Source organism: Pedobacter zeae, from assembly GCF_014196715.1.
GTDB lineage: Bacteria > Bacteroidota > Bacteroidia > Sphingobacteriales > Sphingobacteriaceae > Pedobacter > Pedobacter zeae.
The window spans coordinates 372,064-386,103 of the sequence record NZ_JACIEF010000003.1 but is presented as its reverse complement, the minus strand read 5'-3'; the positions used below and the strand labels follow the sequence as shown (position 1 = coordinate 386,103).

The following is a 14,040-nucleotide window of genomic DNA, read 5'->3' as shown; positions in this document are numbered from 1 at the left end:
AGGTATGCCCCCACGCCTTATGCCTTTTACCTTACACCTTACTTACATCACTCTTGGTCCTTCCGCGTTTACAGGAGAAACAAAAGCTTTGCTGTTAATATTTATTTTATGTAAATGTTGTTGCTGCGATTTTGTGATTTTTCGGGCAGTTTCTTCGTCCCTGGTTAAGGCGAATACTGATGGACCTGATCCTGAAATTCCGAATCCGATGGCACCATTTTCCATGGCCAGCGTTCTCATTTCTTCAAAACCCGGAATTAAGATGGAACGGGTTGGCTCTACCAGTACATCTTTCATGCTTCTCCCGATCAGATCAAAATCGTTCATAAACAAGCCGCTCACCAGTCCGGCTACATTTCCCCATTGGGTAACCGCATCTTTTAACGATACTTTACTGCGGATCATCTGGCGTGCATCTTTCGTTGGTACATCTACTTCAGGATAAACGATTGCCGCATACATGCCTGCAGGGGTAGGCAAAGAAATTACATCGAGCGGTTCGTAGCTTCTAACCAATACAAATCCGCCAAGTAAAGCAGGTGCAACATTATCGGCGTGACCATAGCCACAGGCCAATTCTTCGCCTTTCATGGCAAATGGAACCAGTTCTTTGGTGGTCAGCAAATCGCCCATTAATTTGTTTATGGCAAATAAACCGGCAACGGTACTCGCCGAACTCGAACCTAAGCCGCTACCTATTGGCATTTTTTTGTGCAGCTTAATTTCTACGCCTACATCCAACCGGTTTACGTGTTTCAGGTAATGTTGTACGCTGGCGCTAACGGTGTTTTTTGCAGCATCTAAAGGCAAACGGCCGTCATCGCCGGTAATCGTTTTGATCACTACGCCAGGTGTATCGGTAAAACGCATTTCAACTTCATCGCCTGGTTCATTAACGGCAAATCCCAGTACATCGAAACCACAAACTACGTTGGCAACAGTGGCTGGGGCGAAAACTTTTATACTATTTTTCATTATTATTAGCTTAGCGCTTGGTTAAGCAGTGATTTGGTTTAAATGATATTTTAAGTGCACAACGTAATCTTCGATAAAATAGGAAAGGCTGTGCAGCGCTGTCTTTCCTTTTCCGGTATCGCAAGTGTTTTGCAGTTTTTCCGGAGGGATATTTTCAATAACCCGGCAGATCTGGTTATTCGAAAGCTTCCACAGGGTTTTCACTTCTTCAAGATCGGCCGCCTGGTAATTTTGATAGGCTACCCACTCATCCTGGTGGTAAATGATTTTAACCCCTTGCTCGTATTGGCCAACAATGAGGCGGCGGATGTTATTGGACGCACTATCAATCAAATGGCCCAATAATTCCTTTTTCGACCACTTATTTGGTTGCGGCTTATCATTCCAGGCCGTTTCATCAATATTTTCAAAATCAATCAGCGCCTGGTTCACCAGTTGCATGATTTCATTCTTTTGTACTAAAACCGGATGCATACAATTAATTGCTTAAAGTTCCTACGTTAATGATATCGGCAAAAACTCCAGCTGCGGTAACTTCTGCTCCCGCACCCGGTCCTTTTACCACTAAAGGGCGCGATTTATAACGATCCGTGGTGAAAGAAATAATGTTGTCGCTTCCCGAAAGCATAAAGAAAGGATGGCTGTCATCAACCATCTGCAGGCTGATTTCAACATTTCCGTTTTCGAGTTTTCCGATGTAACGTAATACCTTTCCATCTTTGGCTGCGGTATTTTTCAGATCTTCAAAGTAAGCCGCATTAGCCTGTAATTCTGAATAAAAATCTTCAACTGATGTTGCGTTTAAACACGCGTCCGGTAAAATGTTGTCGATTTTTACGTCGCTCGCTTCTAAAGGATAACCGGCATCGCGCGCCAGGATCAGCATTTTACGCATAAAATCTTTTCCGTTTAAATCATCGCGCGGGTCGGGTTCGGTATAGCCGAGTTCCTGTGCTTCTTTTACCGTTTCGTAAAATCCGGCATCACCTTTAAAGTTATTGAAGATGTAAGAAATGGTTCCTGATAATATAGCTTCAATACGTGCCACTTTATCGCCACTCATCATTAATTCTCTTAAGGTTCTGATAATTGGTAAACCGGCACCTACATTGGTTTCGTAATAAAAATCTACTCCAAATTTTCGCGCAGTATCTTTAAACGATTTGTATTGTGCAAAATCGGCCGAGTTACCTTTTTTATTACAGGTTACCACCGAAATACTGCTTTCGAATATACCCTGGTAAAATTCAATTGGGGCTTCAGCTGCAGTATTATCAACAAAAACACAGTTAGGCAGGTTCATGGCCTTCATTTTAGCTACAAATTCAGCCAGGTTGGCCGGTTCGCCCTGATCCGCTAATTCTGCTTCCCAGTTGTCGAGCGACAAGCCATCCGCATTGAAAGTCATTTTACGCGTATTGCTTATTCCCGTAACCTTTACCTGGAGGTCGTTATTGGCCGCCAGGAAAGGCATTTGCTCTTTTAATTGGTTGAAAAGGGTTTTTCCGATATTTCCGGTCCCTAAGCAAAAAATATTCAAGGTCCTTTTTAGGTCGGTAAAAAAAGCATCGTGAACTGCATTTACGGCTTTCGATAAATCGTCTTTACTGATGATAACAGAAATATTATATTCTGAAGAACCCTGTGCAATGGCCCTTACGTTGATGCCATTACGGCCAAGCGCACTGAATAAACGGCCGCTCATACCCGGGGTACGTTTCATGTTTTCGCCCACTATGGCCAAAACTGCCAGGTTATTTTCAACTTCCGGTAATTCAAGCTTCTTAGCGTCCAATTCGAGTTCAAATTCCTTTTTGATTAAGGAGATAGCCTGTGAAGCATCTGTTGGTTTAACCGCGAACGTAATGCTGTGTTCTGATGACGATTGTGTAATTAAAACCACATTGATCTGCTCGCGGGAGAGTAATGAAAATAAGCGGCCGCTAAAACCGGCTTTACCAACCATACCACTGCCACTGAGGTTGATGATGCTGATATGATCGATAGATGAAATGCCTTTAATGGGTAAGTTCGACGATTTTACATCACTTTTGATATAGGTTCCCGCAAAATCCGGTTCGAAAGTGTTTTTAATTACAATCGGGATTTTTTTCATGAAAGCCGGGATCATGGTAGGAGGGTAAATTACTTTTGCACCGAAATAACTCAACTCCATGGCTTCAGTATAGCTTAATTCTGGCAAAGAAAAAGCTTTTTTTACGATCCGCGGGTCTGCAGTCATCATGCCGTTTACATCGGTCCAGATTTCTATTTCTTCTGCATTTAAGGCTGCGCCCCAAACTGCCGCGGTATAGTCAGAGCCGCCACGGCCCAGGGTAGTTACCCGTCCGGCTGCATTGCTGGCAATAAAACCGGTAACAAAAAGTACCTTGTTTTTATTTTCCTGGTAAAAGTTGTTGATCAGCATTTCAGTCAGTTCGGTATCTACTTTTGCCTGACCAAAATTGCTGTCTGTTTTGATGTAATCTGCACCGTTTACATAAAGAGCATCTCCAAATTGCTGCGAAGCAATATGGCTGATCATAAAAGTAGAACAGCGCTCACCGTAACTTATAATCTGATCCTTGGTCTGTAAACTTAGTTCGCGCAGGTTGGTTACGGCCTGCAACAGGTCTTCCAGTTCATTAAAAAAGATCTTTAACCGTGTAAATACCGGGTTTTGCGCCGCTGCCGGCAACAAAGTTCGGATCACGGCAAAATGTTTGGCCTCAATTTCTTTTAAATGTGCATCGTAATCTTCGCCCCGTTCGGCCTTTTCGGCCATATCGGTTAGCAAATTGGTTACACCGCTCATTGCCGATAATACAACTACCGGATTGTTCTTCTGTTTTTCTTCGCCAACCAGGCGTAAGAGGGTTTTAATGTTCTCGGCCGAACCTACGGATGTGCCGCCGAATTTGAGTACTTTCATTAGTCTATATTGGGTTTAACTGTCTGTTGCCGTACCGATCTGTGGTTTAATGCTCGTTTGTACAGGGTTTCATTCAGCATGGTTTTAAAAAAAAAGCGTCCCGATTTTTATCGGGACGCTTTTTGTGTTTTTTATGTTTTTTTCAACTACAACAAATTAGTCCCGCTGGTTTATACCGGTGGTAATAATAATTGTTGAAATAATTGAAGTGTTAAAATTTGTCATTACTTGGTGTACTTTGTACACTGTAAAGTAGAAGATTATTTTTTTAAAATGCAAATGTTTTTTAATTTTTATTTCGAAATTTCTATTAAAACGTTTAAACAAATGAAATAGCCATATTCCTTCTTCCTTTCGGAGTATTTTCCGGCAAGGCGGGATAAGAGGCTTTACAACAACCTTTCCATCTCGGTTTATATCATGTACGTAATGCCTCTGCTTTTTATTCGAAAAGATGCTGAGGTTACTTTTAAATAAGTTTACTATGACACTGGATGATATCCGGTTCTGTAAAATAGTTTTACTTAGTGTATATTTTTAATTTTTTTTACATTCAAAATAAGTGTATAATTAATTGATAATAAGTAATTTGAATCATAGTGTATTTGCTACAATATGTAAAAAATTACTTTTTAAAACTCGTTTTTGTAAAAGATAAGTCTTTACCTTTGCTGCACTAACTAACTTATTGTTATGAGCAAAAAGAAACTGCAAGCGCCAGATTTAAACTATTTAAATCTCGGTGGGAACATTGCTGTAAAGTACCAGTTATCTCCAGGGGAGTTGATTGATGAAGCCTTATTAAATAATGAAGGTACCATGGCTGCGTGTGGTGCGTTGGCCATTGATACGGGAAAATTTACCGGACGTTCGCCTAAAGACCGTTTTATCGTGTGCGATGATATCACTGAAGATCAGGTTTGGTGGGGTGATGTAAACATTAAAATCGGCCCTGAAAAATTCGATCAGTTATATGATAAGCTCACCGGTTATCTTGGCGATAAAAAGATTTACGTGCGCGACTCTTCAGCATGCGCCGATCCGGATTATTCGATTTCCATTCGTGTAATTACCGAAACGGCTTATCAGAATCTTTTTGCTCATCATTTATTTATCCGCCCGGAAGCAAATCAGCTGGGGATCACGCCCGAATGGACTATTATTGCTGCGCCGGGTTTTATGGCCGATCCTGCCGTGGATGGAACGCGCCAGGGAAATTTCTCCATTATTAATTTTACAAGGAAAATGATCCTTATAGGAGGTACAGGCTATACCGGGGAAATCAAAAAGGGAATATTTTCGGTGTTGAACTTTATACTTCCTATATATAAAAATACGCTTTCTATGCATTGTTCGGCCAATGTGGGTAAAGATGGCGATACGGCTATATTTTTCGGCCTGTCCGGAACGGGCAAAACCACACTGTCTGCCGACCCTGAAAGGGGCTTGATCGGTGATGACGAACATGGCTGGGGAAACGATTCCGTATTCAACTTCGAGGGCGGTTGTTATGCCAAATGTGTTGATTTAACGGAGGAAAAAGAGCCACAGATATTCAAGGCAGTTAAATTTGGTGCCTTATTAGAGAACATCAACTTCTTCCCGGGAACAAAAGAGGTGGATTACTCCAACATCGATAAAACAGAAAATACACGTGTTGCTTATCCGATAGATTATATTGATAATGCCATCCTGCCCTCTGTAGCGGCCGTGCCAAAAAATATTTTTTTCCTTACCGCTGATGCATTTGGAGTATTGCCACCCATTTCCAGGTTAAATGTTGAACAGGCCATGTTCCACTTTATGAGCGGTTATACCGCAAAAGTTGCCGGAACAGAAGCTGGGGTTACCGAACCACAGCTCACTTTTTCAGCTTGCTTTGGCAAAGCTTTCCTGCCGCTTCATCCTTCCAGGTATGCGGCTTTATTGGGCGATAAGATGAAAAAGCACGAAGTAAACGTTTGGCTGGTCAATACCGGATGGAGTGGGGGAGCCTATGGAGTGGGTAAAAGGATGAAATTAAGCTATACGCGCGCCATGATCAAAGCTGCATTGAACGGCAGTTTAAATCATCACCACTATAAACAACATCACGTATTTAAACTGATGATGCCGTTAAACTGTCCGGGGGTTCCGGATGATATTTTAGATCCTTCCAAAACATGGGATAACCGGGAAGAATATTTTTTAAAGGCTTATCAGCTGGCTAATGCCTTTGAAGAGAATTTTAAGCAATTCGAACTGACAAAAGTGTCAAAAAGCAGACAAGAAGCGTTAAAATTATGTTAAATGTGCTTTAAAATGCATTTTTTGAGCAAAAAATTTGCAATTCGATTTTTTTTTAGTTTTTATTGTGAAAGAATTGCCTCGGCTGGGGCAATTTTTTTGTTATACACCCTAGGTGATTTGCCGGAACAAAATTCTAAGTAACGATTTAATTGCTTGTTGATTTATTAATTTGTAATTTAAAATCAATTTATAAATTTGTTTTTCGCAACAATTTCGGTTAAGAAACGTTGTGTGTATACAATAAGAAAAAACAGCTAAAAATTAAAAACAAGAACTAAAACTAAAAATTCAAAAAAAATGGCAAACGCACCAAAACCAACAACTGTTAAAAAAGAGAGCTCTTCTAGCGCTTCAAATGTATTTGCAACATTCGTTATTCCAATCTGTATCGTTATTGGATTCTGTGTTTGGAGATTCGTATTCGGAGAAGGAAGCAACTTTATCGATGGTGACAGAGAAAAATTACCATTACCTGGTAACTATCTTGGAACGGCATACAAAGGAGGCCCTATCGTAGCAATCTTGGTTGGATTACTATTGGTAGTAATTGTATTCTCTATCGAGCGTATTATCGTTATTGGTAAAGCGAGTGGAAAAACGAGCTTAGATACTTTCATCCGTAAAGTACAAGGCTTATTAAGCGCAGGAAACATCGAAGCTGCAAAAGCTGAGTGTGATAAACAACAAGGTTCAGTTGCTAACGTAATTAAATCTGGTTTGAAAAAATATAGCGAAGTCGAAGCTGATACCAACATGGATGTTGAGCAATCAATTGTTGCCATCCAGAAAGAGGTTGAAGAAGCTACAGCTTTAGAAATGCCAATGTTAGAGCAAAACTTAACTGTAATTGCAACTTTGGTATCAATTGGTACATTGGTAGGTTTATTGGGTACAGTAACCGGTATGATCCGCGCATTCGCCGGTTTGGCAAACTCTGGTGCTCCAGATCAATCAGCACTTGCGGTAGGTATCTCTGAGGCACTTATCAACACTGCAACCGGTATCTTGGTATCTACTGTGGCAATTATCATGTACAACGTATTAACTTCTAAAATCGACAAGTTAACTTACGCAATCGATGAGGCTGGTTTCAGCATCGTTCAAACATACGCTAGTTCGCATAAATAAGAATTTTGAAAAAATTTTTACCGGCTTTATGGAAAACCGGAAAAAAGATCATCATTATTAAAAACTAGTAAAAATATTATGCCTAGAATTAAAGTTAAAAGAACAAGTACGGTAACCGATATGACCGCCATGTGTGATGTGGCATCATTGTTACTTACTTTCTTCATCTTAACTGCTACGGCAAGGCAACCAGAACCATTAGCTGTTTCTACACCTTCATCAACGTATGAATTTAAGGTACCGGTAGAAAACAATGCGATATTAACCATTGGGCAGGGTAAAGTTTTCTTTGAAGTAGCAGGTACAAAAGTGAGAGCGAAAACATTAGAGCTGATGGGCGAACAGTATAAAATATCGTTCACTCCAATAGAAATTCAGCGCTTTTCGAACATAGGGAGCTTCGGTGTGCCGATCCAGAGCTTAAAGTCGCTTATCGCCATGAATGGCGGCGACCGTATGAAACCTGGAGTTCAGCCGGGCATACCTTCAGATTCGACTGACAACCAGTTGAATGCATGGGTTTTAAATGCACGTAAAGCGACGAAAGAGATCAACAATCAGGACATGCGCATCAGTATCAAAGGTGATGCAAAGGAAGAATATCCTGTAGTTAAAAAGATTATTGATGTACTTCAGAAACAAAGCGTAAACAAATTCTTGTTGGTAACTAACTCTGAAGCTAAAAAGAAATAAGAAATGGCAGAATTAAACACAGGCGGGAAGAAAGCCACGCCAAGGGTTGACATGACCCCCATGGTGGATCTAATGTTTCTTTTGGTAACATTCTTTATCTTAACAACAGTAATCTCTACGCCACAGGCGATGGATATTGCAAAACCGGATAAAAACGAAAAGTTACCTGAAAACAGGTTAGAGCTGAAAGCGAGTAAAACGATGACCATCTTATTGGGTAAAAACAATAAAGTAGCATGGTACATGGGAGTAGCCGGAGAAAGCGCACCAACAATCGAATCAGGTTCACAGATAGAAGACGCTATTGTAAAAAATAGAAAAACAGCTGATGCTTCGGGTGTTGCGGGCGACTTCGTTGTGCTTGTTAAACCAACATCAGGTTCTACCTTTCAGAACTTTGTTGATATCATGGACGAGTTGGAAATTCTTAAAGTAAAGGTTCGTCAGATTGATGATGATAACATCCTTGACAATGAGAAACAGTTCATGAAAGAAAAAGGAATTTTATAATCAGTAAAACCAATAGTTATGTCGAAGTTAGATATATTCAGAAAAGAATGGCTTGAAGTGGTTTTTGCCGATAAAAACAAAAACTATGGTGCATACCAATTGCGTAAAACCAATGGTGCTACCACTACAAGAGCCTTAATTATTGGATCTATAATCTTCCTTGTTTTATTTTTCTCTCCAAAAATCTATAGCCTGATCAAAGGTTCGATGGATCATGAGGAAGAGCAGGTAAAAGCACAGGAAGTAATTTTAGCTCCGCCACCGCCGGTAAACCCGGAAACACCTCCGCCGCCGCCGGTAGAGCCACCGCCACCAAAGGTTGACCAGGTAAAAATGCCACCTCCAATTGTAAAACCAGATATCGAAGTTCGTGATGAACCACCTACAGTAGAAAAATTGAAAGAGGCTGATCCGGGTCAGAGAGATATCAAAGGTGATCCAACAGCAGATATCGTGATTGCTGAACCGGTAGGTGAAGGACCAAAAAGGGAAGCTGCTGTTGCGGTTGATGACAATAAAGTTTACGACTTTGTGAGTATCGAGAAACAACCAGAATTCCCGGGAGGTATTGCTAAGTTCTATAAGTATTTAGGAGGAGCAATAAAATACCCGCCAATGGCACAGGAAAACAACGTTCAGGGTAAAGTATTTTTATCTTTCGTTGTGGAAAAAGATGGTAAGCTAACTGATATCACGGTAACCCGTGGTTTAGGTAGCGGAACTGATGAAGAGGCCATCCGTGTATTGAAAGCCAGTCCGCGTTGGAACCCAGGTATTCAAAATGGTAAGCCTGTAAGGGTAAAATATAACATCAACGTTAACTTTACATTGAACTAATAGTAGATGTTAAATTTTGATATTTTTAAGCAAAAATCGCCTAAACAGCGGTTTTTGCTCATTTTAGGCCTTGTCATGTTTGTCTTTTATGTGGTATTGGGCTTTGCATTCATCTTTTACGAACCAATAGCCCTCCGCTTAAGTACTATTCCGCAATGGGGCCGTATCGCAATTGGTATCTTCTTAATTATTTATGCTTTTGTAAGACTTTTAAGCCTGGGTAGGCGCGATTAATCACCTCAATGAAAAATTTCCTCTTAATATTTTGTGTAATAGCTTTACTTGTATCGTGCAAACGTAAAAACAAAGCCGGTGCTGTTAAAGAGACCAGAACCAGCGGGACCTTAAAAATATTGGTTGATGAAAGTGTTGGACCAATTGTTCAAAATCAGATCGATATTTTTAGTTTGGATTATCCGGATGCAAAGTTTCAGACTACCGTAAAACCCGAGGAGAAATTATTGCCTGCATTTTTAAATGATAGTGTAAGGGTAATTGTTTTGCCAAGGTTGTTAACCAAAGCTGAAGAAAAGTATTATAATCAGCGTAATATTAAGATCAACTCTTCGCGTTTTGCAATTGACGGTATTGCTTTAATTACCAATCAGGGCAATATTGACAGCACCATTACCGTTAAAGAAGTGATTGATATATTACAGGGGAAGAAATCAGAAAAAAAATTGGTATTCGATAACGCTTATTCAAGCACTTTTCAATACTTTAAGGAACTTGCTAAAATCAATCAATTTCCAGCCACAGGTGTTTATTCTAAAAATTCTAGCAAAGAAGTCATTAAACTTATTGCAGAAGATAAAAATTTTATTGGTATTTTGGGCGTAAATTGGATTGCTGACCAAAATACAGAGGTAAGCAGATACCTGTCGCAGGTAAAAGTATTGGGAGTGAAAAATTTGAAAGGTAAAGTTGGCGATGACCAGTTTTATAAACCAACCCAGGATAATTTGATCAACGGTGTTTATCCTTTCTTAAGAAACATAAATATTATCGATTGCGAGGGGAGAGACGGTTTAGGCACAGGATTTGCAACATGGTTAAGAAGTCAGAGAGGACAATTGATTGTACTTAAATCTGGACTGGGGCCACATAAATTAATGCCGAGAGAACTTCACCTGACAAAGTGAAATTAAGTTAAAAAAAAATAAATTGAACCACGAAGTAAATCTAAAGAGACACTTCATTTTTATTAAATAAAAAAAACAGAATATCCGATGAAAATTTTAAAGAAAGCAATAACCTTAAATGTAGGTTTGGTGTTGATGGGTTCTGCAGTTTTTGCTCAAGATTTAAATGACGCGAAAAAAGCCATTGACGCTGAACAGTACCAAAAAGCATCATCAATGCTTAAATCGTTGGTGAGCTCTAAAGCATCAGATGGTAATAATTATTACAATCTTGGTTTGGTTTACTTAAAAACCGGTTATATCGACTCAGCCAGAGCGGTATTTACTAAAGGCATTACCGCCGATCCTAAAAACAACTTAAACCTGATTGGTTTGGGCGAAGCAGATATGTTATCAAACAACCCGACCTCTGCAAAAACCAATTTTGATAAAGCTGTGGCTTTGGCACCGAAAGATTACAAAACTTATTTGTATATCGGTAAAGCATATTTAGCGCAGGATAAACCAAGTGATGATGTTTCTAAACCTGATTTTACAAATGCACTGGCTAACATTACCAAAGCAGATGAATTAGATGCGAAAGATAAAGATGCAGAAGTATTCTTGGCGCAGGGTGATGCTTATGCGTTACAAAAGAAAAACTCTGAAGCATTAGGTCCATATATGCGTGTTAACGACATTGATCCGAACAACAGAAGAGCTAAAACGCAGATCGGTAAAATGTACAAGGAATCCAGGGCTTTTCCGGAAGGAGAAAAAGAATTACAGGATGTAATTGCAGCTGACCCGAACTATGGTCCGGCTTACCGCGAATTGGGTGAATTATACTTACAATGGAGTAGCTTCGGTACTGATAAGCAAAAAGCAGCCAAAGCAATAGAGAACTATAAAAAGTACATGGATTTAACGGATAAATCTTTAGAATCTCAATTGCGTTATGCTCAGTTCTTGTTTTATGCAAAAGATTTTCCAGCTTTAGAGCAGGTTGCATCAACCATTCAGGCTCCTGCAAATGATCCTAAAAGCGCTATTGTATCAAGGATGAAAGGCTGGGCTGCTTATGAGAACAAAAATTATCCTGCTGCATTAACCAGTATGAATGAGTTTTTCTCAAAAGAGAAAGATCCAAATAAAATCCTTGGCTTTGACTATTTATATTTAGGTAAAGCACAGTTAAAAGCTGGTCAAGATAGCTTAGCTTTGATCAACATTACCAAAGCAGTAGAAAAAGATTCAACAAATGCTGATGCATTGGCAGAAGTTGCTAAAAGCTTCTATGATGCCAAGAAATATGCTAAATCTTCAGAAGTTTACGAAAAAGCAATAAAAGCTAATCCAAATGGAAAAGGTGCATTATATAACTACTATTATAATGCGATGGCAAATTACTTTGATTATGCAGCTAAATTAACTGCTAAACAAAATCCTTCGAAAGAGATTTTAGTGAAAGCTGATTCATCTATTGCCAAAGTGACTCAATTATCGCCAGAAACATACGATGCTTACCTTACCAGAGCACGTATCAACAGTTTATTAGACGATGAGAAAGATCCAAAAGGGTTGATGATTCCTTTTTATGAAGAGTACATCAAAAAAATCACTGAAAAGCCAGAATTAGCAACAGCTAACGCTAAAAAATTATCTGAAGCTTATGATACCATTGGTGGTTACTATTTCTATAAGGACAAAGAAAAAGCTAAAGAATATTTTAACAAAAGTGTAGCGGTTTACCCTAGTGGTACTTTTGCTGCAGCTAAGTTGAAAGAATTAGCCGCACCTGCTCCTGCAAAAGGTAAAGGCAAATAGTTTAAAGTTAAATAATTTAGAAAAGGCAGAGTTTGGTTACTCTGCCTTTTTCTTTTACTTTTGCAACCATAAAATAATTAATATGCAAGCGCAAAGTTCGGCTATAGATTTTTTACCGATTATATTCCAGGTAATCGTTGCTTTAGGTTTTGTTGTACTCACGTTGGTAGCCACTCACTTATTAGGCCCTAAACGTAAGACGGCAGATAAACTGGAAACTTTTGAAGCCGGTATTAAATCAATTGGTAATGCCCGTCAACCTTTTTCCATCAAATATTTCGTAGTAGCCATTTTATTTGTGCTTTTCGATGTTGAGGTGATTTTTATGTATCCGTGGGCAGTTAATTTCCGTGCATTAAAGATGGATGGGATGATTGAGATGTTCATCTTTATGGGTACTTTATTGTTAGGTTTTATCTACGTAATCAAAAAGAAAGTTCTGGACTGGAATTAATTCATTTCACAGTTTTCAGTTCACAATTGGCAGTCAATAGCCTTCTGATTATAAGCTGTAAACTGATAATTGCCGGCCGGAAACTGAAATGTGTACCACTTACACTAACTACATCGGATTTTTGTTATTTAGAAAGGTTCTAAATCGAGTAAAGCTAGTTTAATTGCCTTTAAAATATTGTAAATTTGTTGCTCATTCTGCAAAAGGATGAGCATTTTTTGTTTATAAACATGAGTGAAATTAATATAGTTGATGCGCCTCCAGGAACCGAAGGGCCTGGCTATTTTGCCACCTCTTTAGATAAAGTGATTGGTTTGGCCCGCTCAAATTCATTATGGCCATTGCCGTTTGCAACTTCTTGTTGCGGAATCGAATTTATGGCTACCATGGGTTCTCACTACGATTTAGGTCGTTTCGGTGCGGAACGCTTAAGTTTTTCTCCCCGTCAGGCTGATGTTTTAATGGTTATGGGTACCATCGCAAAAAAGATGGCCCCGGTATTGAAACAGGTGTATATCCAAATGGCAGAGCCACGTTGGGTAATGGCGGTTGGTGCCTGTGCAAGCAGTGGTGGTATTTTCGATACTTATTCTGTATTACAGGGTATTGATGAGGTAATTCCTGTGGATGTTTACGTTCCAGGCTGCCCACCAAGGCCAGAGGCTATTCTTGATGGCTTTCAGCGCATTCAGGACCTTGTGAAAAACGAATCGGGCAGAAGACGTAATTCTGATTATTATAAGCAACTCTTAGGTCAATACGGCATTAAATAATGGAAGAAACAACTTTAAATAACGACATCCACGTTAAGCTGACTGAAAAGTTTGGTGAAAAAGTTACTGCCGTTTCTGAGCCTTATGGTTTATTGACTTTTGTAACCTATAAAGATGTGATTATCAATGTGCTTTCGCATCTTAAAGAAGAATTAAAATTCAATTTTCTAACTGATATTACAGCAGTTCATTACCCCGGTAAAGATCATGGTATTGCGGTGGTTTACCATTTGCACAACATGGTAGAAAAAGTGAGGATTAGGGTCAAAGTTTTTATTTCAGAGCAAAATCCAACCATCCCAACTGCAACAACGGTTTGGAAAGGTGCCAACTGGATGGAGCGCGAAACTTACGATTTGTTCGGGGTTAAATTTGAAGGACACCCTGATTTACGCCGTATCCTGAATATGGACGATCTAGGTGTACACCCAATGTTGAAACAATACCCATTGGAAGACCCGAACAGGGTAGATAAAAAAGACGAATTTTTTGGAAGGTAAT

The 14,040-nt window shown here is 39.4% G+C and carries 14 protein-coding genes; 11 read left to right on the top strand and 3 right to left on the bottom strand.

The features are described from left to right. Nucleotides 1-42 precede the first annotated feature (42 nt). Genes GGQ60_RS14665 through thrA form a run of 3 tightly spaced genes read right to left on the bottom strand, consistent with a single transcriptional unit; the run spans nt 43 to nt 3,907 of the window. Nucleotides 43-975: a homoserine kinase gene (locus GGQ60_RS14665; protein WP_183765763.1), complete on the bottom strand. Its 933-nt coding sequence runs from the start codon at nt 973-975 to the stop codon at nt 43-45. A gap of 21 nt (nt 976-996) precedes the next feature. Next, a complete protein-coding gene (locus tag GGQ60_RS14660; RefSeq protein ID WP_221235975.1) occupies nt 997-1,449 on the bottom strand; it encodes a DinB family protein in 453 nt (150 codons plus the stop codon). A 4-nt stretch (nt 1,450-1,453) separates the two neighbouring features. Continuing rightward, nucleotides 1,454-3,907 (bottom strand): bifunctional aspartate kinase/homoserine dehydrogenase I, encoded by a 2,454-nt coding sequence (gene thrA, locus GGQ60_RS14655; protein WP_183765760.1) that lies wholly within the window; start codon nt 3,905-3,907, stop codon nt 1,454-1,456. A 693-nt stretch (nt 3,908-4,600) separates the two neighbouring features. On the opposite strand from thrA, the gene pckA reads away from it, so the two are divergent. The 11 genes from pckA (at nt 4,601) to GGQ60_RS14600 (ending at nt 14,039) form a co-directional block, all read left to right on the top strand. After that, nucleotides 4,601-6,196 carry a phosphoenolpyruvate carboxykinase (ATP) gene (pckA, locus tag GGQ60_RS14650; protein WP_183765757.1) on the top strand — a complete coding sequence of 532 codons (1,596 nt, stop codon included), beginning with the start codon at nt 4,601-4,603 and terminating at the stop codon, nt 6,194-6,196. 297 nt (nt 6,197-6,493) lie between these two features. Beyond that, nucleotides 6,494-7,324, top strand: a complete 831-nt coding sequence (locus GGQ60_RS14645; protein ID WP_183765754.1) for a MotA/TolQ/ExbB proton channel family protein — start codon at nt 6,494-6,496, stop codon at nt 7,322-7,324. A 78-nt stretch (nt 7,325-7,402) separates the two neighbouring features. Continuing rightward, entirely contained in the window at nt 7,403-8,017 is a 615-nt protein-coding gene (locus GGQ60_RS14640; protein ID WP_183765751.1) for a biopolymer transporter ExbD, read from the top strand. A 3-nt stretch (nt 8,018-8,020) separates the two neighbouring features. Continuing rightward, nucleotides 8,021-8,527, top strand: a complete 507-nt coding sequence (locus tag GGQ60_RS14635) for an ExbD/TolR family protein (protein ID WP_147227704.1) — start codon at nt 8,021-8,023, stop codon at nt 8,525-8,527. Nucleotides 8,528-8,545: 18 nt separating this feature from the next. Then, the gene (locus tag GGQ60_RS14630) at nt 8,546-9,364 is read left to right on the top strand and encodes an energy transducer TonB (protein ID WP_183765748.1); all 819 of its coding nucleotides are present in this window, start codon (nt 8,546-8,548) and stop codon (nt 9,362-9,364) included. A gap of 6 nt (nt 9,365-9,370) precedes the next feature. Beyond that, entirely contained in the window at nt 9,371-9,598 is a 228-nt protein-coding gene (locus tag GGQ60_RS14625) for a hypothetical protein (protein WP_029274767.1), read from the top strand. 8 nt (nt 9,599-9,606) lie between these two features. Beyond that, a complete protein-coding gene (locus GGQ60_RS14620; protein WP_183765745.1) occupies nt 9,607-10,506 on the top strand; it encodes a PstS family phosphate ABC transporter substrate-binding protein in 900 nt (299 codons plus the stop codon). Nucleotides 10,507-10,593: 87 nt separating this feature from the next. Next, nucleotides 10,594-12,312: a tetratricopeptide repeat protein gene (locus GGQ60_RS14615; protein ID WP_183765742.1), complete on the top strand. Its 1,719-nt coding sequence runs from the start codon at nt 10,594-10,596 to the stop codon at nt 12,310-12,312. Between the two features lie 82 nt (nt 12,313-12,394). Next, complete coding sequence (locus GGQ60_RS14610; protein ID WP_183765739.1) at nt 12,395-12,766, top strand: NADH-quinone oxidoreductase subunit A; 372 nt, start codon at nt 12,395-12,397, stop codon at nt 12,764-12,766. 230 nt (nt 12,767-12,996) lie between these two features. Beyond that, entirely contained in the window at nt 12,997-13,539 is a 543-nt protein-coding gene (locus tag GGQ60_RS14605; RefSeq protein ID WP_183765736.1) for an NADH-quinone oxidoreductase subunit B, read from the top strand. Next, nucleotides 13,539-14,039: an NADH-quinone oxidoreductase subunit C gene (locus GGQ60_RS14600; RefSeq protein ID WP_183765733.1), complete on the top strand. Its 501-nt coding sequence runs from the start codon at nt 13,539-13,541 to the stop codon at nt 14,037-14,039. Before GGQ60_RS14605 ends, GGQ60_RS14600 begins: the two co-directional genes overlap by 1 nt. Nucleotide 14,040: the final 1 nt, after the last annotated feature.